The sequence below is a fragment of the Micromonospora sp. D75 genome (assembly GCF_018070405.1).
GTDB lineage: Bacteria > Actinomycetota > Actinomycetes > Mycobacteriales > Micromonosporaceae > Micromonospora > Micromonospora chalcea.
On sequence record NZ_JAGPXV010000001.1, the window covers coordinates 1 to 24,146 of the forward strand.

Sequence of the window (24,146 nt, forward strand, 5' to 3'; positions counted from 1 at the left end):
TGCCGGACACGTCTGGGGCTTGTACCGGCTTGGCGATGTAGTAGGTGTCGGTGACCTCCTCGCTGGAGTGCCCGAGTTGCGCTGCCGCGCTCTTGGTATCGATCTCCTCCTTGATGAGGGTGGCGACGGTCTTTCGGAAGGTGTGTGGGGTGACCCAGTCGAGGTCGGCTTCGGCGCGGGCCTGGCGCCACTGACGGCGGACGTTGTTGGGTGAGAGCCAGGTGCCTCGTCGGGAGGCGAAGATCGCGTCGTGGGGGTTGTCCGCGGTGGTGAGTTTGCGGGCCATGAGCATGCCGACCGCGAACCGGGGGAGGACGACCCTCCGGTAGCCGGCGTCGCTCTTGGTCCAGGGCTGTCGGAAGAAGCCCTGGCTCTTGATGAAGACCAGCGTTCCGCAGATCGTCAGGGTTGGTCGTTCGGCGGCGAGGTCCAGGTCCTCCCAGCGGAGGGCGAGGATCTCGCCGATACGGGCGCCGGTGGCGAGCATGAGGTCGACGACGTCGGCCAGGTCGCCGCTGTGCCGAGGCCCGGGCTTGCCAGGGATCGGTCGCTGCCATTCGCGGATCGCCGTACGGACGGCTTGGAGTTGCTCGGCGGACAGGACGACGACGGTGCGGCGGGGTTTACGGAGTCGGCCGGTGTCGCGGACCGGGTTGGTGGGGATGGCGCCGTGGCGTACGGCCAGAGCGAACATCTGACTGAGTACGACCTTCACGCCTTTGGCGGCTGAAGGGCGGTCCTTGGCGATGTCGCGCAGGAACCGGTCGAGGCGTCCGACGCTGGCTTCCCGGATTCGGAGGTTGCCGAGGGCGGGCAGGATCGAGGTGCGGACGCTGGTCGCGTATCGGTGGATGGTTTGTGGCGCGATGCGTTCCTCGGCGGTGATCTCTTCGACCCACAGTTCGGCGAGGCCGCTGATGCGCGTTTCGCGGGTGATCTCGTCTTCGGTGGGGGTGGCACGGTCGCGGAGTTTGGCCTTCAGGGTCCGTTCGGCGGCGGGCCCGGTGGTGTCGGTGGCTTCGATGTCGCGGGTGATGCCGTCGTAGTCGCGGAATCGGGCGCGTGCCCGGAATCTCTTCGGACCGAGTTTCTCGATCCGGATTTTGCCGGAGGTGCCGATGGCCAGTTCAGGTCGGGCCATGGTTCACCGCTCCGCGTCGGTGTGGTCTTCGAGCCAGCGCTCGACCTCGCTGCGCCGGTAGCGCAGGGTGTTGCCGACGCGGATGGCGCGAGGGCCCTTGCCTCGGCTGTGCCAGGCGTAGAGGGTGTTCTTGGGCTTGCCCAGCCAGGCCGCGAGGTCGTCGATGGTCAGGAGCGGGTCTGGCCGCCATTCGGAGGCGGGGTCCAGCGGCTGATGTCTGCCCTCGTCGGGTGCCCGGACCCGCTGCAGCCATCCTGCGAATGCCCCGCGCACCGCAGGCTGCGCGAGACCACCGGCAGCCCGCCACCGCGTGAGGTTCCGGTGACGATCGTGTTGACCGAGGACGGACTGCCGCAAGCCCGGTCGGTGCACGATCTATAAGGCTGGCAGGACCGGTTGATAGACGGTCAGACGTGGTGGACGTTCAACCCTGGCCCCCCGTTTACCCCCCGAAAACCCAAGCCAAATGTTGGCGAAGAGTGACAAGAGCCGGTGAGGCCTTGGTGGCGTCCTTGCAGCTCAACGACCACCTTAGGTAAGTGATGACAAGCCCACTTCGGCTACTTTCCGTTACAAGGGGTCTTGACAACCAATGACAAGTCCTGAGGGGACTCCACAAGAGGTTGTGTTGGGTTCAACTCCCTCGTCCCGTGGGCGCGTGCCGAGTTCACGCTTCATGGCCACCTGCCTGCCTGGGCGACTCTAGCGGTCGGCTCGACGTGCTGCCACCCGGCCGCGTCCGGCGGTTGTTGCTGCGCTGTGGCGGCGGCCAGGCGCTCCACGGAGTGCAGTAGCCCATGGAACCGTCCCGGGTAATGGGAGAAGCTCCGACCAGCCGGATACGGCTGAGGGCTAATCAGGGCCCGCGGCCGGCGTTGTCGTCTTCTGGTCATAACCAGTTTTAGGACGCTGGGTCGGAACGCGCGATAATGGCCGGCATTATGAGCCCAAGACGAGGCGGGGAATCCGACAAGTTCGGCAACCGGTACGAGGGTGCCTGGACGGTTCGCCACGTACTGCACGTGCTGGCTGGGAGCGGCTGGTCACTGACCGTCGAGGACGTCGGCGACCTCGCCAAGGGTGTTGAGTTTACCTACCGACGGGCCGGTGCCGTCGAGGTTCACCAAGTCAAGAGGCAGAACGGCGTCGCGAACGGCTGGACGGTCCGGTCTCTGCTCGGCATGGGGATCTGGGACAATGCCCGCCACCACGTCAGGGCAGGCCGGGAGTTCCATCTGGTCTCGAGTGTTCCGGCGCGTGTGGCGCAGGAGTTGTGCGACAACGCCCGTAGCGCCAGTGACCCTCGCAGTTTTGTTGATCACTGGCTGCCCAATCAGGACCTTCAGGAGGCCTTCTCGGAGTTGGCTACTGTGAACAACCTCGGGGCCCTCGAACCTGCATGGCGAGTTCTCCGTGGCACCTGGATCGAGTGCCACGGCGAACGGGATGTGGCTGAGCTCAACGGGTTGCTGGCCGGGCAGCTCTTGGACGGTGCGGCCGGCGCTCTCGCAGCTGTCGGGATCGGTGACTTGGTTGTCCAGCACCTCGGTGTGGAGCTGACTGCTCCGTTGATTGAGGACCGGCTGCGAAAGTACGGCCTGAGACGTGCCCCGATGCTGCTTAAGGAGACCATCGAGCGACGTACGTGGCGTGTGGTCGCCGTGGCAGACTGCCCGCCGGAGCAGGTTGGTGTCCACCCCGCCGCGAGTGGTGCTAACCAACATGGGCAGCCCCCGTACGTGACGCGGGAGCACGACCACCTGTTGCGGGCCCAGCTACGCCGGGTGGCCGTGAACGGTGGCATGGTGGTCGTTGTCGGTGGATCGTCCACGGGTAAGTCGCGGAGCCTGCTCGAGGCCGTCCGGGCGGAGCTCGCCGACTGGCGGCTTCTTCTACCGGACGACGCGGAGGCGGTCCGCCGCGCTGGCGCCCAGATTTCGGGCCGTACGGTGGTGTGGCTCGACGACACGCCCGCAGTCCGGCTCCTAGGGCCAGACGGGCTCACTGCCGGCGACTTGGCCACGCTGCTTGAGGGTGAGGGCTCGGCTCCAGTCGTGGTCGTCTATTTGGTTTGGCGCGACGCTTATCAGCGGATGACTGCCGTTCCGCAGTCGGCGAAAGGCGCGATGGATGATCCGGGGCGAGGTATGCGGGAGGCGCTGGCCCTTGCGGTGCAACCACCGATACGAGTGCCGGACGACTTTGGTGAGCCGGAGCGGCGGACTCTGCTGAGCGTGGCCAATACCAGCGGCGATCGACGGCTCCACGATGCCCTCGGCGACCCGCGGTACGGTGTGGCCCAGCATCTGGCCGGCGCGCCGGACCTGATGGACCTCTGGCGGGGCGGGGCGGCCGTCCAGCCGTACGGTGCAGCTTTGATCAGCGCGGCTGTCGACCTCCGTGCCCTTCGGATCCGGGAACCGCTCACCGCGGGGTTGCTCACCGCGGCCGCACCGCTATACCTCAGGAGTGAGCAGTTCGCGGAGGCGCCGGCCACGTGGTTCGAGGACGGGCTGGCGTATGCAAGCCGTCAGTTACGTGGCGCGGTCCGGGCGATTTTTCCCGTGCCGGGCCCCGAGATCGGCACTATCGCCGGATACGATGTGGCCGACTACCTGCAGCAGCATGGTGCCATTGGGCGTGACTATGCTGCCGTGCCTGTCGGGCTGTGGAAAATCCTTGCCGCTCATGTCACCGATCTAGACGACCTGGCTCGCCTCGGCCGGCGTGCTCACCAGCTTGGGTTCGTCGAGCCGGCCCGTCCGCTGTTGATCCGGGTGTTCGAGCACAGCGAGGATGCCCGGTGGCGTCTTGTCAGCATGCTCGTTAACCAGCAGCGGTACGACTTGCTGAGGGAGCAGGCGGCGGGCGGGTGCGCTGAGGCCCACTACGCGCTCGCCGAATACGCAATCGAGGAGGATCGGTTCGACGACGTCTTGGAGCATTGGCGTGCAGCGGAAACGACCGGACTTCAGTGGTGGGACCTGGCTGAGCAGCTCTTTGAACGCGAGCAGGAGGATCTGCTCCGGAGGCTCTACGAGCTGGCGGATCCGGCAGGCGAGTTCTTTTACCTGTGCTTGCTGGGGTACCAGGGCCGAGGGGCAACAATTGGCGACCTCACCGATGCCGGCGACGAGAACGCCCAATTCGAACTCGCACGGCTGCTAGAAAGCCTGGGGCGGGTGGACGAGGCTCTGGGTGAATACGAGGCGCTGTTCGACTCGGAGGAGGGCGACCTGGCTGATGAGTCCGTACGTGCCTGGGGACACCTGCTCGCTGAAGACGGCCGTGAGGCAGAACTGCGGGCCTGGGCCGACGAGGGCCCGGACTCTGGCGCCTTGCTGTTCTTGGCTGAGCTACTAGCTCGACAGGAACGCCTGGATGAACTCCGTGACTTGGCGGCGGGCGGAGAGGTGACGGTGGTCTGGCAGTATACGGCTCTGCTCCGGCGCCTCAACCGGGAGAAGGAGCTTCGCGGATTGGTACGACGGGGTTGCCCGGAAGCCAGCAAGGACTTGGCGAACCTCTTGCTAGCGGCAGGGCGCGAGGATGACCTGCGCGCCATGGCAGCGGCCGGGAATCGGCCGGCCCGGGAATGCCTTATCGAGTTGTGGGGTTCGCTGGGCCGTGAGGACGAACTGCGGGAGCTTGTCGTGACTGGTGACGGACGCGCGCACAACCAGTTGCTGCAGCTTTTGGCCCGGCTGGGGCGTCACGAGGAGCTCAGGCGGCTGGCGATGACAGGAGATATTTTGGCCAGCGGCCACAACCCTGGGAAGAACTACTCGATGGAGTTTACGGATCTTATCTGAATGCCTGCGTTACCATCTTCCGCTCGCACCCCAAGCAACGAAACCGCACACGCCGGGCGGCCCGCCGGGCAACGTGGGCTCTCAAGATCTCATTCGCCCGCCGCAACTCAGCGTTCTCCCGCCGCAGCCGCTTCAGCTCGGCCGACTCATCCGACGTGACCCCTACCGCTGGCCGTTGTCGATCACTTCCAATCGCAGGCCGTTCATGACTCTGTTGAAGTCCGGGTCTCCACAGAATCCGGGGCGGTTCAGTGCCGTGGCAGAGACGCGCGGCAGGCGATCATCCGCGGTGATCAACGCAGAGCCCCGACCCCCACCCGGATTACCCGTGGAAGGCTGCATGACGAGCCACTAGCCCTGACGCCGACGCGTGGTTATGGACATTCGGTCGAACCCCAAAGGTACACGAGGGCGAGTTCCCTCGTCACCACAAGGCCATCGATCCGCGCCGACAGGCCAGGCCGGGGCGAGGCCCGCTTGGTCTCGGGCGAGCACCACCGACGGTCGCTCGCTTCGGTCCGAAGTACAGTCAGTCTCGGAGGGACAGTTCGACTTGCCGCCGCTCGTCGTTGAAGGCGATGACGCGAGCCGACACCCATTGGCCGAGGGTGACCACACTGCTGGGGTGGTTGATCCGGTGTGTGGCGAGCCGGCTGATGTGGATGATTCCGTTTGCGCCGCCGGCCAGGTCGACGTAGACGAACGAGTTGTTCATGTTGCGGACGGTGCCCTGGACCGCGGCGCCTACCGCGTACCACAACTTGAACTGTTCGTACGGCGGGGGCAGCAGTACCTTGCGAGATAGCACAACGGTCTCGCGGTCGTCTTTGAACTCCACGATCTGAGCGGTGACGCGGGTGCCGACTGGGAAGCTGGCGGCCAGGTCGTCGATCCGGGTGTGGTCGAGTTCACTGACGTGGATCCGGCCGGTGACTTGGTCTCCGAGGTCGAGGTGGACGAACGGGTGGGCGACCCGGATGACCACGCCGTCGACACGGTCGCCAGCACTCTGCCGATTGCGGTACGCCGAATAGGGCTTCTGTATGAGGGCCTTGCGGGACAGTTCGACCTGTTCACGCTGGTCGTTGTAGCCCTTGATCAGTGCAATCATCGTCTCGCCGCTGTGGACCATGGTGGCGGCGTCCTCGACGCGTTCGTGTGCCAGGTCGCGGACGTAGACGACGCCAATCACGCCGTCGCCGAGGTCGACGTACACGTGGGTAGGGGTGGCGGAGTCGACCATTCCGTACGCGGTGGCGTGTACGGGGTGCGTCGCGCGGAACGACTCGTACGGGCTCGGTTGGAGCCGTTTCGCCGAAAGCTCGACCTGCTCGCGTCGGTCGTCGTACCCGATGATCTTGGCGGCGATGGTGTCGCCCTCACTGACTACGTCGGCGCATCCGGACGCCCGCTGGTGCGAGAGCTCGGAGATGTGCACGACGCCGTTGACGCCCGGTTCGACTTCGACGAATACATGGCTATCAATGATCCGGTTGACGTTCGCCTCGATCAGCTCGCCGATCGGATGCTGGGCGGCGTAGCGCACGTACGGTTTCGGGGTGAGCTGGCGCATCGACAGTTCGATCTTGTTCGGTGGCTCGGGCACGGCGGTGACCAGGGCCCGGATGATCTCGCCGGGGGTTACCACCGTCGCGGGGTCCTCGACGAACGTCCAGCTCAGCTCCCGGATCGGGATCAGCCCTTCGAGGCCGGGGACGAGTTCGACGTAGACACCGTGGCCGGTCACGCGCAGCGCGCTGGCCTCGATTACCGAGCGGCCGGATGCTGTTCGGTGTATCGCGACGTCAGCCGGCGCTGCTGCTCCAGCGGCGACTCGACGGCGATGACCACGTCAGCGGTGATCTCGACCGGCTCGGTTCGGGTGCCCGAGCGGTAAGCCGGTGCGTTGCCGAGGGCGACGTGGTGCGATCGTGCCCAGAACGACCACACCTCGTTCGCCCATTGCGGGTTGTCGCTGAGCTGGGCGAGGCGGATCGCTGCGGACCGTGACAGTGGCTTGTCGGAGCGGGCCAGTAGGACCGCGCCGGGCGGTGCGAACTCCTTGTCCTCGGTGTCGTCGTCCACGCCTGTCAGGTCGAGTTGCCGGTTCGAATGCCGGACGATGTCGCGCAGTTCGGCTAGGTCCAGGTCGCTGACGTCCAGCCGCGACTTGTCCCGGACGAGGTTGAGCAGCAGCGGCTGTCCGATGGTCATCGCCGGGGCTGCCTCGTCATTGGCTGTTGGCCGCGCCGGGAGGGTGACTAGGTGCCGGATCCCGCGTGCCGAGTCCCGATGCAGCAGGACCGCCTGCGCGTATCCTGCGTCGTTGGGCGGCTGGGACACGATGGCGTTGTACAGCTTGGTCCGGGCGGCGACCCGCCGGGTCGGGTCCGGCGCCTGGTACTCGATGCCGGATCCGGGCGATGCCTTGCTGAGATGCTGGTGCAGCAGCTCCAGCAGGGTGATGGTGTAGCAGTTCCGCGCGCGGGCCGGCATCACGGTGGCGACCAGGGTCGCGCCGGGCTGCAGCGAGTCTAGGAGGCCGTGCGCGCCGCGGTGCAGCGACACCGCGATTTCGCGCTGCTTCTCCTGTAGGTCCGCGCGGTGGGTGCTGGCCTCGGCGAGCACGAACCGACCCCGGCCGTCGACTCGTTCGAAGGACCGCAGGGCCCCTCCGTGGTGCCGCAGGGCGGGGCCGACGCGGACTTCGATCGGGTCGCCCGCTTGCACGCCTTGGTGCTGGGCGGGGTTGCCCTGGGCACCGTTTCGCCAGTCCGGCCGCAGCTGTACCGCGACCTCGCCGTTGCCTGGCCGGTAGCTGGTGACCTCGTACCAGCGCTGCTCGTCGAGGGTGCGGCCTGGCACTACGACGGGCGGCGTGGACACGTCGATGCCGCGGCGGGCGGCGGCCTGCCATTCGCGTACCGGGTCCTCGCGGGCGGCTGCCGTTGGTTCTCGGCGGCTTAGTTGCTCGCATGCGGCGGTACGGCCGGCAAGGCAGCGTGGGCATGCGCCACAGGCCGCGTATGCGTCGACCTCAAGATCGTTGCGCCGGAAGGCATTCTCGCGCAGCGTGTGCTCGTCGGCGTATCCGATCCGGCCGGTCTGGGGGCGCAGATCGCCGTCGATGTCGGCTCGGGTGGCCTCGGCGTCGTCAGGGTCGGCACGTCGGCTACGGCGCCGGCGGCCGGGAGTGGTCTCACCCACGGGCTGCGGGAATGGCTCGATCGTGGCCAGCACCTCGTCGATGGCGGTTTCTGGAGCTTCTTTCCCGGCAGTGGAAGTGCGTAGTCGGATCCGCTGACCGACCGGCCAACTCGCGAGGATCGCCAGGTGCCGGCTCAGGTCGGGCCGAGTCGGGGCGTGCCGGGACGCGGCCACCACCATTCGGGTGGCGTCGGCGGTGCCGGTGGGCTGTGCCGAGCCCGGCTCGGCCAGCGCCCAGGGCTGCGCGATGACCAGGTTGGAGATGCGGCTGTCTGTGCATGCCTCGCGGCGCCGCAGCGCGATCACCTCGGCGGCGGCGGGCACCACTAAGGTATCGTCCTCTAACGCGAACGCGGTGTCCTCGCCGGCCTGCGGATCGGCCCTGCCGAAGAGCCCGTCATCGGTGCGCCGGAACCGGTGCCCGGCCAGTGACCGGGTGAGCACGCCGCGGACTCGGTCGATCACCGACAGTTCAAGGAAGCGTTTGACCTCGTCCTTCATAGCCGGGGACAAGGCGGCGAGGATCTGTTGGCGTTTCTGCGCGGTCTCCAGCAGCAGGTCGTGGTTGAGCCACCACTGCCGGGTCCAGCGCTCCCGGGCCCTGGACGGTTCCCAGGGGGCGCTCGCCGGGTCGGCTCGGTCCCAGGCCGCCGCGATCAGCAGCACCAGTTCGGCGTCGTCGGCACAGAGCGAAGCGAGGCCGCGATGCCGGTCGGCAGCCTCCAGCCGCCATTCGTCCGGCCACTCCGGGTCGTCCTGCAGGAGACCACGACGGCCGACGAGGCGGGTATCTTCCAGCAGCGCAAGGACTGTGGCGACTTCAGGTACGCAGGCGAGGCGGTCCGCGTACAAGATGGCGAGTGCGCTGCCGGTGGAACCCAGCCCCTGAAACCGGATCAGCTCCCGGCCGAACGACGTGGGGTGACCATCGCCGTCGACCGCGCCGCCGGCACGCAGCGCCGCGTCGGCGCGGACCAGCTCGCGCTGAAAGGTCCGCATCGCCTGCCGGGCGGTGTCGTCGAGTTCGGTCGTGGTCGGCTCGAACGCCGCGGGCCAGGGGAAGGTGAGTACGTCATCGATGCCGCCCATCCGGGCGGTCATCACCAGCGCTTCCAGGTTCTCCCGGGTAGAGCCAGGCGGCGTGTCCTCGGCAAGGTCGAGGTACTGCCCTTTGGTATAGAGCGGGAACACCCAGCCGGGCGCCTTTCGGCCGACCTGCCCCCAGCGCTGTTTGATGCCGGCCTGGCTGTGGGGCTTGGTCGGGATGTCGCCCTTGGCAAGTTCCGGATCCCACTCGGACTGGGCGATGACGCCGCTGTCCACGACGAACCGGACGCCCTCGACGGTCAACGACGTCTCGGCCAGGTTTGTCGAGATGACGATCTTGCGGGGGTCCCCCTTGCGACGCTTGGCCAGGGCGGCACGCTGCTGTTCTTTGCCCAGCGCGGAGATGAGCGGGAAGACGTGTCCTTCGTACGCCCGGCCGAGCTGCCGTTCGATCTCTGCGCAGACCGGATCGATGGTCCGCCGAGTAGGCAGGAAGCCCAGGATGTCACCGTAGATGCCGCGTTCGTCTAGGCCCTTGGTCAACCGGACGATGAACTCGGTCATCTCGGCGGGCATCCGCTCGCGCCACCGTGCGGCCGGCACCTGGCTGGTGTAGCGCAGGTCCAGCAGTTGGGCTGTGGTGTGCCAGACGTCCTCGCGGTAGCCGATGTCGTCCGGGTCGAGGACGTCGTCCTCGCCAAGCGGCGGCGCGTGGCGGGTGGGCCAGTGCCGACGCAGGAACTCCTTCTCGTCGCGGGGGTGCTGGCCCGACAATGGCAGCGATTCATCGCGCCACCGCTCCAGCACGTCGTCCTCGCCGGATTCCGGCGTGTCGAGGGCGGGGAACAGCGGCATGCCGTAGCCAAAGGACTTCTCTGCCGGTACCTCCATCACGTGTCCGACGTCGGGGCCGCCGAAGAACTCCTGGTAGAACTCGGCGTTGAAGGTCGCGGAGGTGATGATCACCCGTAGGTGCGGGTAACGGTCCAATTCCCGGCGCAGGAAACCCATGATGAAGTCGATGTTGGTGCTGCGCTCGTGCGCCTCGTCGACGATGACCGTGCCAATCCGGCTGAGCCGCCCCTCCCGCAGCCAGTTGATCATCGTGCCGTCGGTGACGTAGATCAGCTCGCATGCCTCGTCGTGGGCCCTGTCCCCGGAGACCTGATAGCCCACCGGGTAGCCGGGGCCGACCCCACCAGCGCCGGACATCACCGCGCCCACGAACGTGGCCACCCCCACCGCGGCCTGCACTCGCGGTTCCGTCACGATGATCGGCCCAAGTTCGGTGAGGCGACCGAACGGGGCATCCGCTGGCAGGCCGGTCTGCGACTCCGACGGCGGGTCCATCAACCGGTACGGCGCGAACGTCGATTTCCCCGTACCGGTCCCCGCCTTAAGGATCAGCACCCGCCGCTCCCGCAACAGCCGGATCATCTCGACGATGTGTTCGTCGGTCATGCCGACGTTGACCTTCTGCAGGTCGTAGCTGGTGTTCTCGACGATTTCGTGCACCGTCGGTAACGGGCCCGACCCGCCTAGCGGCCCAGTCGGGTTGGTGCGGTCGGCGATCTCACCCACCGTCTCCAGGTCGATGTAGGCCACCGCTATGCCTTGGATATACGTGCGGTGCCGCTGCCGGTGCTCCCGGCACCGGTCCGACCGCGATCCGCCCCGCTCGATAACGTTGCGTGCCCAGTTCTCGTTGTAGGTGGCCTTGTCGCGGCGCCGCTGAAGGTCGGCACGCGTCTTCGCCAGCCGCTTGCAGTTTCGCCCTGATGCCTGCTCCAGCGTGGCGACTTCCCGCTCCAGCCGCTCGACCTCTCGTTGGCACTCCTTGCAGACGAACGCCCGCATGTGCGAGGTGGACGCGCCGCGGTGCCGCTCGGTCACATCGTCCATGGCGTCCCCTTCCGGAACGGCGCGCTGTCGACAGTGATCCCGGCCGAGCGGTCCCGCTCGCCGGCCGGTGAGGCGCCGTCGTAGTACATCGGCTGCACCGCCACGCTTCGCGGATGCGCCAGCAGATGGTCGGCGAGCGCCTTGTAGAACCCGACCACCGCGGTCTCCAGACCGGTCTGGTACAGGTCGAGCCGCACGCGGGAGCCGTGCCGGGCGAGCTCGTCGAGCTGCTGCCGGGTGATGTCGTAGACGAGGTCGTCGGTCTGTGCAGCCGGGCGTGGCCGGGAGATCTCCGCGTTGCGCAGCCACGCGCCGTCCACCACCGCGTCCATCTCGGTGTGCCGGATGGACAGTAAGGCGAACCGCAGCGTGAGGTCACTCGGTTCCAGCTGGCCGCGCAGCGGCAGCGCCCGCAACGGCATCGGATTCGCTGACCGCGACCCGTCCCGGTACTCCACCGGTACGCGACGCGCCGGTACGCCTGGCTCGGCGTCCGCGAACTCTCGCAGCATCTCGGTTACCACCGAGTTGTTAATGCCGCTCGGCGCGATCGGCCGCGGCTTGGGCCCAGACAGTGCCTCGCAGATTTGCGCCCGGAACCGCGCCTCGACGGCCCGACGGCCGCGGGCGCCCCCGGCATCCCAGCGCTCGGCGGGATCCGGCGCGGACTGCGCGTCACCCGGTCTCGCCGTGACGCCGGCATCCAGCGGTTCCACGACCAGCACGGGCACCAGTCCCCGCGCCACGATGGCGGTGGCCGCCGCACGCACGCTGGCCGGCATTTCGCCCGGCCACCGAGCAGGATCATCCCCCACCAGAGTGACCTCCGCGTAGGCTGCAGGGTCCGGCAGCGGCAATCGCCCCGCACGGTCAACGCCTGCGGCTCGCTGCTCCAGGCGCGTCATCAGCGCCTCGAACCGGGCGATGTCGGTGCGGTCACCCGGCTCCGCCTTACGGGCGCGGCTAGCCGCCGACTCGATGTCCTCGATCAGCCGGGCGAGCGTGTCGTCCTTTACGACCCCAGCCAGGTAGGCCGCCTCGGTCGCCATCAGCGGGAAATCCTCGAACTCAGCAACCGGGCCTCAATGCTTTTGTCGATGTCGGGCAGCCGTTCCGGGCAGCGCAGCAGCGCCACACCGGCGGGCAACTCCGGCGCCGCCACGTCGGCGGGCACCACCACCGCATCCACCACACCTGGCGCGGGCGGCGGCCCAAAAGGTCGGACGGTCAGCGTGCCATCGCAGGTCACGCCGTGCGTCCAGGGAACTGTTCCACCTCGTGGCAGGCCACTAAAGGTCACCACGCCGGTCTCGTCGTCGATGCTCCAGGTGACCCCGTTGTTCCGGTCCTCGACGACCCGGGTCTCGCCAGGACCGGCCCCGGCCGCATCGGTCGAGTTGAGCCGTCTGAACAGCATCCCGATCATCACTGCGGCGCGGCACACAACGGACTCCGGCTGCCGCGCGCCGCGCTGCTGCCACGATGCACCGCCGGCCAGGATGGACGCCACCCGAGCGGTGGTCGCCAACAGGTAGTCCAGCTCGATCTCTCGCCACACCTGCGACAACAGCGTGAAGCAGATCCGTTCCGGGCTGATCCCGTACGTTGTGATCGCCATCCGAACATGGGCGGCGAGCTGGTCCGGCATCGGGGTGATCGCTAGGAAGAGATCCCGTGCCTCGACCGGGGTGATCGCGGCCGGGTCCTCGGCGCCGAGGAGCGCGCCAACAGTCCGGCCGAACCGGCGCAGGCTCGCCGGCACCCGCCTCTCCGGATGCCCGCGGTAGAACCGTTGCCGGTTGTTCGCCAATACCCGGGCGTCCCGGTCGAACCGGATCTCCATGGTGCCGCCGTTGCGGAACGCGTCGCACAGTGTCAGCGCGGCCAGCGCCCGGTTGCCCTCGTGCGCGGCGACGTGCGGCACCTCGCAGGTTTGCCAGGCGACCACTGACAGGCCGTCGAATGCGGAGTCCTGCGCGATCGCGGCCAAGCCGACAATTACGTTCTGGCAGGCGATGCGGACCGGACGGACCACGAAGTCGCGTGGCCGCTTCTCCACGCGCAGGTATGTCTCCTCGTACGCCGGCCCGATCTCGTCGAGCATCCGGCGAAGGCCCTCCCCATGAGCTGCCAGCTCTTCGTTTATCGACGAGACATACGCGAGCGGGTCGACGTCCAGCAGGCGCAGTTGAAACATGGGGTCTACGTCGGCCAGGTGCAGACGCAGCACGTCGCCAGCACGGGCGGGGCCCCACTCGGTGAGCGCCGCACAGGCGATCGAGCCCTCATCGACAACGGCTAGCGGAAGCAGCCCCTGCGGAAGGTCTACGCCAAAGCGGGCGAGCAGCGCGTACGCGTCCGGCAGCGACATCGCGGAGTCGTTTCCGTGGGGAGTGATCAGCATCCGGGCGACCTCTGCGGGCCAGGAGATCGCGTAGACCCGCCCGAGGCTTTGCGCGACTGGATTCGCTTCGGTGAGCGCCGTCACGGCCACTGCTCCTCGCGCGGACCGCGTGGAAGTGCGTTCATCACATCAACCAGCGCCGAGATGCATTGGTTGACGGCGTTACCGGGTGGATCGTCCGGAAGTTCGATCCTGATCGGGTGTTGGTCTGCCCTGTTCGCGCTCCAAGTCCGATCAGTCACGACAAGAATGACGGTCTTATCCTTCTCATTGTGGATGACGTGGATGTGCCGGTTCGGGTCCACGGTCGGCTGCTTGTCTGGCCCGATGAAGTAGTCGACCTTCGACGCAGGGGCCTCGACATCTAGACTTTCTGCTTTTGCGCCGTAGTAGTACATCTGCCCTACTTCCTGGCGTTCTCCATCCACGCGCTCGCGGCCCCATCGCCTGCTCTCCGGTGCACGCGGCAGGCGGACCGGAGGCGGAGGCACTACAGGCGCCGCCTTGATCAGATCGGCCACGACTTGTTCAACCGGGACCGGGTCGGATGACAAGTGTTCCCGGCCGACCTCGTTATTCCCGCATCCCATCTGTCCCTCACACCTTTACACGTTCGCTCGAGCCGCGATTTCCAAGGAACTCACAGCAGGACGATAAGTAGAGCAGCACGAATGGCGGATTGTTACCATATGCTTGAGCGTCACTGAGCGACGTACCCGATCGCGGCCCGCCCAACAAGTTGGCCGACAGTCTGGCAATCCTCCGAACGGGTGAGGGGATGTCCTCCAAATCGTCTTGACGGCGGCGGCGTCTCGCGTTTTCACTTCACTACAATTGCCCACGCATCACATCACCCAAGTGTCTCCAGTACGTCCCCGGAAGGAGACGTGGATGGACGCCAACGGTCAGCAGCGGCGCGTGGCCGCGACCGGGGCGCTGCTGCGACAGCTGCTAGGAAGCCGGCCGGCCTACGTACGGGCGTGGCGGGTGCATGGAGATCGACAACGCGGCGAGATCAACCAACGAGCCGTAGCAAAGGTGATCGCGCTTCATCTTTGGGAGGAGGGCGTCCGGCCAGACACCGAGCTCACGCTACCGTTGAAGCTGAAGAATCTCGTAAACCGCGCGTTGACTGGCCAGCGACTCACCGCTTCCACGTTGGAGCAGTTCATCGACGCCTTCGCGATGGCGGAGGAGGATCAGCGGGAGTTGTGGCGCACCTACTCGGGCGCCGAGGGTATCGCGCAGACCGTGTCCGTCCCCCGAGGTATGGCTCGCCGGCAATGGCACAGAACGGTGTCCTTATTTGAGCGGTACTACGTTGACGGCGAGCGCAACCTCGCCCTGCGCCGGACCGTTCAGTGCATCGAGGCCAAGGAGGACGGCGTCGACAGCTATTTGTTCAACCATGAGTCCTCTGTAACTGAGATCGACGTTATCCACGGCGGCCGGATCGGCCGGCACTACGAGTACGCCGACGGCTTGATAGCGGACGACATCGTGCTGGAGCACGTTCTCGGCGCTGGCGAACGTGCTGGCTTGGAGTACGCCAGCCGCTACGAGTTCGGCAACGGCGTCACCGAGGTACGTCGCCCAGCACGCGGACGCACAGCGAACGTCACTCTCGCGGTCCATTTCGCGCCGCCGGTTTTCCCCACATATGTCTGGTTTTCCGTTTGGGCAGATCACATACTTGGCCAGCCAGTAGAAGATCGGAAGGTGCAGCTTCAGCCGTCTGGTACGGCAAGCATATGCCTGCCTTACGTGGAGCAGACTGTCATCGGCTTCCGCTGGCGATGGCCGGAGACGTAAGCGGGATGTCCGTGGTTCAGGCTACCGACATGACGAATCTGCTGCCGGATTTGGCCTTCGTTGCCGATATCCTCTCCTGCCTCATCGCGCTCATCCGAATTGCCTGCCCCGCGATGCGTATCGCTCGTCGGCACCTGTACTTCAATCGCCAACGCTCGAAGCACGAGACGTCTTCGCCCGCTAGTTCGCATGCAGCTCCAGTCACCATCCCTGACTCGAACAGCCACGTGACACTCCCAGCCATAGACGAACCCACATGGTGCACGGGTAGTCACCGTTGACCGCAACCAACACCACCGGATGTGTCGCCGCAGTCGTCAGCCGGCTATCAAAGGAGAATGTACAGGCGCAGTGCTTCGTAGCCTGGCCCCCTTCAGTGCAGTGCTAAGACCGTTCTCCCTCTCTAGACGAGGGCGAGGTTCGGCAAGTAACGGGACGGGCTCCGCTTACGCGAAGCCCGTCCCAAACACAGTGTCGGCCGGAAGGAAGAACTACCTATATCAAGACCAAGGCGAGCCGCCGACGTCGATGTTCGGCTTGCCGACCGCTCCGATGATGGCGGTCCAGCCGAGCGGGTTCTCCGCGACCGGGGGCCGGTTGTAGCCGTTCTGGTGGTTGTAGTGACCGTGGCCGAAGCCGTCGGGGTGGCCCACCCCACCGTAGTAGGTGTGCATCTGGCCGTTCGGGTACAGAACGAACTTGTTGCCAGTGTCCATGGCTTCCCTTTCGCTCATCGGGGCGTCCAGTCAAGCCCCGCCTGCCCAGATTCCATCAGCCCTATGTCCCCAGTACGTCCCCGGGCAGACAATCAGCGGAAGGTCACCATTGAGATCGCGGGTCCTCGACTTGCAACTCCTCACTCTTTGAGCGTCGGAGTCTGCGCCAGCAGATGATGGCACAGGCGAGAGTGAGGAAGGCTTCGTGGATGTCGTCGCTGATCTCCCAGCGGATGCGGAGGCGGCGGAACCAGTGCAGCAGGGCGATGGTCTGCTCGACGACCCAGCGTCCTGAGCCGTGGCCGAAGCCGCGTCGGGCGATGACCGGGGTGATGCCCTTGGCCCGCAGGTCCCAGCGGTAGCAGTCGTAGTCGTAGCCGCGGTCGGCGTAGAGCCGCTCGGGTCATTGTCGGGGCCGGCCGAGGATGCCCTTGATCCGGGAATCTTGTCGACCAGGGGCATGAGCTGGGTGACGTCATGGCGTTGCCGCCAGTCAGCGCCGTGGCGAGGGGGACGCCGACCGCGACATGTCCAGCTGGTCGGCGGCCCGCAGCTCGCCCAGCAACACCTCGTGCAGTCATTGCCAAACGCTGGCGTCGTTCCAGCCAGCCCCGCAACCGACGCCAGCAGGTCATCCTTGAGCCGAACCCGAGTTCCTGAGGTAGGTACTCCCACGGGATCGCGGTGTAGAGCACGAACAGGATCCCGCACAACACCTTGCGGTCATCCAGCGGCTTACGGCCCGGAAACTGCTGCCGGCGTGGTGGTCGGGTGGCAGCAGCGGCGCGATCTCGGTCCGGAGCTCGTCCGTAGCAATCCACGGCGGCTGCTCACCCCTCCTCACGTCCAGACGAAACGACCCTCACATCCGGTCGGTTACGCCCAACATCATTAAGTTAGGACCTCTAAGAGGGCATCTGATCTCGGTTGGCGAGGTTGGTCCGGTTAGATGGTTTCGTTTCGCCAGGTTGGGGTGGATTCCCCGGTGAGGTAACGGCTCATTGTGTTAGCCATCGCCCAGTGGATCATCGCTCGGGGTTCGTTGAGGGAGGGTCTCGTAGTCGCGGACGAGTCGTCGATGCTGCATCAGCCAGCCGAAGGTCCGTTCGACGACCCACCGTCGTGGCTGGACGTGGAAGCCCTTCCCTTCCGGGCGGGGCACCACCTCAACGTCGACGCCCAGCCGGGCGCCGTGCGCCCGCACCGCGGTGTTGTAGCCGCCGTCAACCCACGCCTTGACCACGCTCGGATGGTCGGTCGAAACAGTGTCGAGCAGGTGCCGGCCGCCGGCGGAGTCCTGCACCGACGCGGCAGTGACCATCACCGCCAGAAGCAGACCAAGGGTGTCGGTGGCGATATGCCGCTTGCGTCCCTTGATCTTCTTCGCGGCGTCAATGCCCTGGCTGGACTCACTGACATTGCAGGAGGTCTTCACGCTCTGCGAGTCCAGAACCACCGCCGACGGGCTCCCACACCGACCCCGAGCGACCCGGACACGTTCCCGCAGCAGGTCGTGGATCCGCTGGGTGGTCCCTTTCGCCCACTTGGCGTAATAGTCGTACACCGTCTTCGCCGGCGGGAAGTCATGCGGCAGGTACTCCCACGCGATACCCGTCCTCGCCACATACAGGATCGCGTTGACGATCTCCCGCAGGTCATGCACCGGCCGGCTGATCCCCAACCCACCCGCGCCGCCCGCCACGCGGTCAGCACCGGCTCGATCAACGCCCACCGCTCATCCGACAAGTCCGACCGATACCCACGCCGATTCGCACCCACGCCGCGATCAACGACCCGCAGCGGCCGATGCCACGGCCGAATGTGAATCAACCGCTACACGGATCAGATGCCCTCTAATCTAGGAGTTGCGTGTTCCATGTCCGCTCATCGGCGTCGTGCCATCGGTGTTGCCGTGGGCACTGCCAGTTCGGTACCGGTTCTTCGGGGAGGATGCATCCGCCGAGCGCAAGCTCGCCTGCGGCTGCGGCCTTCCTGGCTTCCGGGGCCGGGAGGCCGAAGAGCAGGGGGACGCCTGCGGCGTGGCAGTCGGGACAACTCGGAATCACCTCGTCACGGTACCGAGCCCACCTCATCTCGACCCTCGCAGCGTTCGCCTCCTTCGCCCCGTCCCGTGGGTTGTCGTCGATCTCTACGGTGTGGTTACGGGGGTACGGCAGGGGAGGGCGGCTATGGGCATCTGCGTCGTGTGCCGGGCGGATCAGCGCACGGTGGTGCTCATCAGCAGTTGGGGCGTTCCGCACGGTGCCTCGGGGCACGAGGTCAACTATCGCTGGAGCAGCGTGGTGGCCTGCCCGGAGTGTGGTGCTGGACTTCTGGTGCGCTTTGATCACGATTGCTTCCACCCGCCGTGGGAGGAGCCGTGGGACATGGACTGGTTGTGGCCGGTCGACGTCGACGGGGTCCAGCGGCTGATGTCTGCCCTCGTCGGGTGCCCGGACCCGCTGCAGCCATCGTGCGAATGTCCCGCGCACCGCAGCTTGCGGGATACCACCGAGAGGCCGCCACCGCGTGAGGTCCCGGTGACGATCGTGTTGACCGAGGACGGGCTGCCGCAAGTCCGGTCGGTACACGACCTATGAAGCTGGCAGGACCGATTGATAGACGGCCAGACGTGACGACGTTTCAACCTTGCCCCCCGTTTACCCCCCGAAAACCCAAGCCAAATATCGGCGAACAGTGACAAGAGTCGTGAGGGCTCAGTGACGTCCTTGCAGCTCAGCGACCACTTCAGGCAAGTAATGACAAGCCCGATCCGGCTACTTTCCGTTACAAGGGGTTTTGACAACCAATGACAAGTTCTGAGGGGGCTCGACAAGAGGTTCTTTTGGGTTCAAGTCTCCTCGTTCCCCGCGAGGGCTCCATGCCTGGGCAACCACCGCGCGCGCCGTCGCGGTAGCCGCTATGAACAGGAGGAGTGATATCAGGGATGGGCACCTCGGCATGCTTTCCGGCGCGGCCCAAAACCTCCGAGTCGCCGGCGGAACTTCACGCCGATAATCTTCTGGATTGCTATCCATCTACAGTGTAGTGCCGCCGGACAGCAGGGGAGTAGGAAGCATGCAGGGAAACCGGGTGACCCTGTGCGGTCTGATGTCTATCTCACCCCCAGTGCTCTTCCTGGTACTTGATGAGGTCGTCGCCGTGGAGCTGTTTCGTCGCGTTGCCGACACGGACCCAGAAATCTGACGCGCCGGCGCCGCCCTTGGCCGGTTTGGCGAAGATGGCTCGGCCGGATGCCGCGACGCTGACTTGGCAAATCGTCTTGCCCGCGACCTGGGGGAACCGGATGCGTACGGTCTGCGCGGTCGAAGTGGACAGGTTGTCGTCGAGCAGCTGCCGGAGGAACAACTCGTAACCATCGGTGTTCTGCTTCGTGCCGAGCGTGGTGAAGTCGTCCGCGATGCCTAGGACCTGGCCGTCGTCCTCGACCCCGATGAGCAGGATGCCGCCCTCAGCGTTGAGGAAGCCGCACACGGTCTTGACGAGGATCTGCCCAAGCTTCGGGTCGTACTGGCTGGTGTGGGGGTTCCATCGGCCGCTGGACTTGAACTCCGTGGTCTGCGATTCACCCGCGGCGATCAGGTCCTCGGCGGTCGCCGGCACGTATCTCTTGCGCTCGCCGGCGAGGGTGTTGAAGGCGTCCCGGACCACCTGGGCGATGAGCTGGCGGCGTCGCTCGAGGAAGGTGGCGTAGTCCAGTTGCTCCCACCCGACTGGGAGTGCGTGCCAGCGGGACTGCCGGGTCAGGGTATCCGGATCGATCACCTCCGCGATGCGGGGTAGGTAGTCGCGCGGGGCGTCAGCGTTGTTGCGCTCAGCTGCCGGCCATTCGACGTACGCCATGTTCGCGATCGCGTTGATCTGCCGCGTCCCCGAGATACCCAGTGACTCAAGGTGCTTGCGGTGGAACAGGCGGTCGCGCTCAATGGAGCGCGGCGCCGCACCTGAGGGATCTAGTAAATCTTTCACGCGCAGGTCACTGAAGAGCACTTCGGCGTCGAGGATATTCAGCGCGGCGAGATAGGCGAAGAGCACCGGGGAGCGGGACGACGAGGTGTCCAGCCGGTTCGGCAGTGAGATGTCCCAGTAGTCCCCGGTGAAGTTCGCGGCGACGATGCGGTCCAGTTCCGCGACAAAGGCGGCAGCGTCGCCGGTTGAGAGGCCCGCGATTCGTCCCAGGTCGGATTCGAGCTGCGACTCCGGTGAGCTGGTATAGCGGCCGGTGGTGTGCGCCATGAAGAACCACCGTGCGATGACCGGACGCAGGGCCGACACGTCGAGGCCAAAGTCATGCCGGCCGATCAGCCATAGCGTGTAGCTGAACAGAAGAGCGTTGTCCGACGTGATCATCTTGCGGCTGCGGAAGCCAGCATTGGCTACGCACTTGAGGAACTCGTGCCAACTGGCCAAGTCGAGCGCCTTCTCCTGCGCTGCGGCCAGGCGCTCGAACTGCTGCTGGCGGCGTTCAGGGCTGACCCGGCCAGTCTCAAGATCCTTGCCCCGCAGGATGTTGTAGACGTGCTGTAGCCGGGCGCGCCGGAACGCGACCGCGACGGCAACCCGCAACAGCTGGTCTGGGCTGGGGTCGAGGAACGGGTTGCGCGGGCTGGGGCCGGTCACAGTGGGATCGACGGCAGCCCGGCTGAAGTCCTCAAGCTGGCGGCGGCCCTTCTCCCAGTGCACCGACATCAAAGTGAGGATGAAGTCGGACTGGTTGAGCTTGACGCCCTCGGAGTTGATCCTGACGAAGATCTCGGCGACCTGCTCCTCGTCGGCCGACGCGCCTAGCTCGACAACCTGGAACCGGAATTCGCGCAGGTCGCGCACGCGGTCGATGCGTTCCTCAAGATCGTCCTTGAACGTGTCTGACAGATCCTGGTCCGTCGCCTGGTCCAGCCGGTCGAAGAACTGACGCACGGTGGTCTTGTAACCGCTCGACCAGAGCGTCGTGATGTCCGGGATGAAGTGAGCGTCGCGCTCGATGGCCGCGTCGGTCACCTCGAAGGTTTGATCTTCGGGGCGGAAGGCGATGCGAATGCGGCGCTGCTCGAACGACTTGGTGAGGACAGGACGGCCGGTGAGTACAGCAAAAAGTGAGGTCAACCGCTGTTGACCGTCAACGATCAAGAGTTGCGGTGCCCGGCTGGCGGACTCCAAGCCGATCTGGCGGGTGCCGACCTCCGCGCCGGTCTCCCAGAACATCAGCGTGCCAATGGGGTAGCCGCGGTACATCGAGTCAAACAGATCCCGCGTCTTGGCGGCGGACCAGACGAAGGGCCGCTGAATGTCGGGCAGGCCGATGCGTCCGACTTTGATGTCCTCGATCAGGTGGTTCAACGAGTAACCGGTGTCGCGGTACAGGGTGGGCGGCACAGCCGGTGCTCCTCGGGACGACGGGCGGCGTGGACGATCGGCGCTACGCGTTGGTCACTACTTGTACCACGCTGTGCCGCTCTCTAAGCACCTCCAACTGTCGACACCGCTGGAGTCTTCGTAGGCGCGCTTAACGTGCCCGGCGATGTCGTTCTGATCCGGATCGGACGGTGCCAGTCCGAATTCCGTCTCAGGCATGCTCGGCCCTTCGGCGAGAACCCACATCGCGCAACACGACACGCATCGCATCCCGCAGATGAAGGGTCTCTTGCTTGCTGGCTGGTCGCGATATTGTCGACCTCCTATGAGCGAAGCAGCGGCCTTGACGTTCGATGACTACGCTGCCGAATCGGCTGTTCTCGGGATCTACCGGCAGGTCTTCGCGGTGCTGGCGCGGAACGCCAACGCGATGGTGGACGATGCGGACTCGGTCGGGGTCGACGAGTCGATCTTGCAGGCGTTTGCTGACGCGGGGCCAGCCGGGATGACGATCGAACAGGTCGTGCTTGCATGTCCGGCGGTGCCGGCGGATTTGGTCCGGCGCCGGTTCGAGGTGCTGCGGTCGTACCGTGCGGTGACCCGGGTCAACGAGCGGCCGCACGAGTTGTTCTACCAGGCGACGTTCGCGCCGTACGTGATGTTGCTCTTTCTGCGCCGGCTGTCGCAGATCGGGGGCCAGGCGGGGCTGCACCGGATGTTGTCGATGGCCCGGCTGGCGCTGGACGACGATGACACGACCCCGGAGGTGGTGCGCGAGCAGTTGCTGGAGATGACGACGGTCTTCCGGCTGCTGGCGAATCCGATCATGCAGTTGGCGAAGTCGGCAACAGTCGAGTCCTTGCGGACGCAGGCGCAGCCGCTGCTGGGTAACAGCGACCTGCTCGACAAGGCGCGGGTGTATCACAATGCGGCCGCGGACCGGCATCCGCAGTTGTTGCCGGAGTGTACGCAGCTCCGGATGGCGCTGGCGGCCTATCGCGACGCGTTGAACATTGCGGCGGGGCGGCTGCTGGCGCACGCCGGCAAGACGCGTGCACTGGGTTTGCTACCGACCGAGCGGTGGCGCACCTTTGCGCGCGACAGCAGTACCGAGGGACTGGCGCAGGCGCTGGACGGTCTGCTCTTCGACGCGCCGGAGCCGTTCTTCACCGCCGACGATCTGCTGGACGCGGTGGAGGAAGGGCTGCAATCCGACACTGGCCGGGTGCCGCCGCCGCGACCGCGGGTCGACGAGGAGCCTCCGCCGACGGAAGTCGACGTCGACCCGGAGGCGACGCGGTTGGCTCAGCGCGCGGAGGAGTTGCTTGCCGGGCGGGATGTGGTCACGGTGGCGCAGCTTCTCGCCGATGCGGGTGACTGGCCGTCCAGTCGGCGAGTGTTGTCGGAGGTGACCGCGATTCATCTACGCCCGGAGTTGCCGTACACGGTGACCTGGGGCGATGGGTGGCGTGTCGATGTGACGTCCACGCGGACGTGGGTCTCCGACGGCTGGTTCCACCGGGACCAGCAGGAGGCGGCGTGAACGAGCGGGATGCGGCCCTGTGGTGGGCGCGGATCCGGTCCGGCGGTCCGCAGCAGGTCTCCGCTGGTGGGCCGACACCTGCCGGGTTGCGTCGTCTGGTGGAGGCTGACGCCAAGGCGGTGTGGCTGATCCCGAACCTGCCCGACAGTGCGGGACCGGCTGTTCTGATCGAGTACGGGGTGCCGGGCTCCTCGATGATGGACAGCAAGGGAACTCTGCGAGTACTGGCCGCGACTTTGCGGTGTTGCTGGCCCGATCCCACGACGAATCCGTGGCCCGGGCTGCCGGCTTCGACCGGTCATGTCGGTCAGGTGTTGCAACGGCTGGTGCCGGGCCGCAACAAGGTGAGTCGTCAGCAACTGCTGTCCGCGGGGCTCCGGCGCCTATCGGTGTCCGGTTGGGTCTTGTTGGAGGGAGCGGACACGGTGCGCATCGGTCCACGGATCGCGTCCTTCGGGTCGCTGGAGCTGAGCACGCTTCGGGAGCTGTGGCGGTTGATCCCTGAGACCGCCGAGGACGGGCCGGAGGGGTCGTGAACCGCCCGAATTCGATCTTCGACGAGGTGCTCGGGACGTTGCCCGATCGGCAGCGGGAGCTGGTCGAAGCCGCGTACGCGCTGCTGGAGCACGGCAGTGGTCCGGTTCATCGGCAGTTCCTGCCCGCGCTGCGCGACGCGACGAGCCGTGAACGGCTGGAGGCGCTACTTCGCCGAACCGGCCGGACACTGGTGACGGTCGACCAGTTGCATTTCACGTCCGGGTTCGACGACGCCGTACGGACTGAGCTCACCGAGACCGGGTGGCAGCCGCTGTCACTGGCCGACCGGGCCGTTCTGGTCCTGGTGCTGGTCCACTCAGTGGCGATCCCGCGGAGCGAGGAGCAGATCGCCGCCGACTCCTGGGAGAGCCCGTACCCAACCACGTTGCAGGACCTCACCCGTGACAGCAAGGTGCCGGTCGGCGAGGTCAGAGCGGCCCTGGGCCGACTGACCGCATGCGGGCTGGTCCGAACGGTCCGCGGCGGCGACCACGACAGCGGCTATGTCCCCGGCCCACAGTTGTCGCGGCTGACGCCGGCCGCCCGCGAGCAGGTGCAGGACCAGTTGATTCTCGCCGCGGCACCCGACCATCCGCTGGCCGCAGCGATCCGGGAACGCCGGCACAACCGCGTGGGAGGGTAGCGTTGACGT

At 66.3% G+C, this 24,146-nt stretch carries 15 protein-coding genes and 2 pseudogenes; 6 read left to right on the forward strand and 11 right to left on the reverse strand.

Annotated features, from left to right (window positions below; all coding sequences use genetic code 11):
- Together KBX39_RS00005 and KBX39_RS00010 are read right to left on the reverse strand one after the other, a co-directional pair.
- A partial coding sequence (locus tag KBX39_RS00005) for a site-specific integrase (RefSeq protein ID WP_210868555.1) occupies nucleotides 1-1,141 on the reverse strand: 1,141 nt, incomplete at its 3' end.
- 3 nt (nucleotides 1,142-1,144) lie between these two features.
- Nucleotides 1,145-1,348 (reverse strand): AlpA family transcriptional regulator, encoded by a 204-nt coding sequence (locus tag KBX39_RS00010; protein ID WP_210868637.1) that lies wholly within the window; start codon nucleotides 1,346-1,348, stop codon nucleotides 1,145-1,147.
- Nucleotides 1,349-2,070: 722 nt separating this feature from the next.
- Between KBX39_RS00010 and KBX39_RS00015 the strand changes: the two genes are divergently transcribed.
- The gene (locus tag KBX39_RS00015; RefSeq protein ID WP_210868557.1) at nucleotides 2,071-4,953 is read left to right on the forward strand and encodes a hypothetical protein; all 2,883 of its coding nucleotides are present in this window, start codon (nucleotides 2,071-2,073) and stop codon (nucleotides 4,951-4,953) included.
- A gap of 529 nt (nucleotides 4,954-5,482) precedes the next feature.
- Here KBX39_RS00015 and KBX39_RS00020 read toward each other — a convergent pair.
- From KBX39_RS00020 to KBX39_RS00040, 5 genes are read right to left on the reverse strand one after another with little or no spacing between them, the layout of a single operon-like run.
- A complete protein-coding gene (locus KBX39_RS00020; RefSeq protein ID WP_210868559.1) occupies nucleotides 5,483-6,700 on the reverse strand; it encodes a S1 RNA-binding domain-containing protein in 1,218 nt (405 codons plus the stop codon).
- Between the two features lie 20 nt (nucleotides 6,701-6,720).
- A complete protein-coding gene (locus tag KBX39_RS00025) occupies nucleotides 6,721-11,109 on the reverse strand; it encodes a DEAD/DEAH box helicase (protein ID WP_210868561.1) in 4,389 nt (1,462 codons plus the stop codon).
- A complete protein-coding gene (locus KBX39_RS00030; RefSeq protein WP_210868563.1) occupies nucleotides 11,097-12,158 on the reverse strand; it encodes a hypothetical protein in 1,062 nt (353 codons plus the stop codon). The genes KBX39_RS00025 and KBX39_RS00030 overlap by 13 nt, the downstream gene beginning before the upstream one ends.
- Complete coding sequence (locus tag KBX39_RS00035; RefSeq protein WP_210868565.1) at nucleotides 12,158-13,597, reverse strand: hypothetical protein; 1,440 nt, start codon at nucleotides 13,595-13,597, stop codon at nucleotides 12,158-12,160. The genes KBX39_RS00030 and KBX39_RS00035 overlap by 1 nt, the downstream gene beginning before the upstream one ends.
- Nucleotides 13,594-14,034 carry a hypothetical protein gene (locus tag KBX39_RS00040; protein WP_210868567.1) on the reverse strand — a complete coding sequence of 147 codons (441 nt, stop codon included), beginning with the start codon at nucleotides 14,032-14,034 and terminating at the stop codon, nucleotides 13,594-13,596. Before KBX39_RS00040 ends, KBX39_RS00035 begins: the two co-directional genes overlap by 4 nt.
- 370 nt (nucleotides 14,035-14,404) lie before the next feature.
- Here KBX39_RS00040 and KBX39_RS00045 point away from each other — a divergent pair, with 370 nt between their 5' ends.
- The gene (locus tag KBX39_RS00045; RefSeq protein WP_210868569.1) at nucleotides 14,405-15,325 is read left to right on the forward strand and encodes a hypothetical protein; all 921 of its coding nucleotides are present in this window, start codon (nucleotides 14,405-14,407) and stop codon (nucleotides 15,323-15,325) included.
- Between the two features lie 500 nt (nucleotides 15,326-15,825).
- Here the strand turns inward: KBX39_RS00045 and KBX39_RS00050 are convergent, their stop codons facing one another.
- From KBX39_RS00050 to KBX39_RS00060, 3 genes and pseudogenes are all read right to left on the reverse strand, one after another.
- Entirely contained in the window at nucleotides 15,826-16,059 is a 234-nt protein-coding gene (locus KBX39_RS00050) for a hypothetical protein (RefSeq protein ID WP_210868571.1), read from the reverse strand.
- Nucleotides 16,060-16,144: 85 nt separating this feature from the next.
- Nucleotides 16,145-16,858 (reverse strand): annotated as a pseudogene (locus KBX39_RS00055) (transposase).
- Between the two features lie 128 nt (nucleotides 16,859-16,986).
- A pseudogene (locus tag KBX39_RS00060) lies at nucleotides 16,987-17,820 on the reverse strand (IS5 family transposase).
- A gap of 410 nt (nucleotides 17,821-18,230) precedes the next feature.
- Here KBX39_RS00060 and KBX39_RS00065 point away from each other — a divergent pair.
- Nucleotides 18,231-18,641, forward strand: coding sequence for a hypothetical protein (locus KBX39_RS00065; RefSeq protein WP_210868573.1), 411 nt, complete (start codon nucleotides 18,231-18,233; stop codon nucleotides 18,639-18,641).
- 520 nt (nucleotides 18,642-19,161) lie between these two features.
- On the opposite strand, the gene KBX39_RS00070 is transcribed toward KBX39_RS00065, so the two are convergent.
- On the reverse strand, nucleotides 19,162-21,435 hold the full coding sequence (locus KBX39_RS00070; RefSeq protein ID WP_210868574.1) for a DUF262 domain-containing protein: 2,274 nt from the start codon (nucleotides 21,433-21,435) through the stop codon (nucleotides 19,162-19,164).
- Nucleotides 21,436-21,757: 322 nt separating this feature from the next.
- Here KBX39_RS00070 and KBX39_RS00075 point away from each other — a divergent pair, with 322 nt between their 5' ends.
- From KBX39_RS00075 to KBX39_RS00085, 3 genes are read left to right on the forward strand one after another with little or no spacing between them, the layout of a single operon-like run.
- Nucleotides 21,758-22,957: a hypothetical protein gene (locus KBX39_RS00075; RefSeq protein ID WP_247659721.1), complete on the forward strand. Its 1,200-nt coding sequence runs from the start codon at nucleotides 21,758-21,760 to the stop codon at nucleotides 22,955-22,957.
- A complete protein-coding gene (locus tag KBX39_RS00080; protein WP_210868578.1) occupies nucleotides 22,954-23,493 on the forward strand; it encodes a hypothetical protein in 540 nt (179 codons plus the stop codon). The genes KBX39_RS00075 and KBX39_RS00080 overlap by 4 nt, the downstream gene beginning before the upstream one ends.
- On the forward strand, nucleotides 23,490-24,137 hold the full coding sequence (locus tag KBX39_RS00085) for a hypothetical protein (protein WP_210868580.1): 648 nt from the start codon (nucleotides 23,490-23,492) through the stop codon (nucleotides 24,135-24,137). Before KBX39_RS00080 ends, KBX39_RS00085 begins: the two co-directional genes overlap by 4 nt.
- Nucleotides 24,138-24,146: the final 9 nt, after the last annotated feature.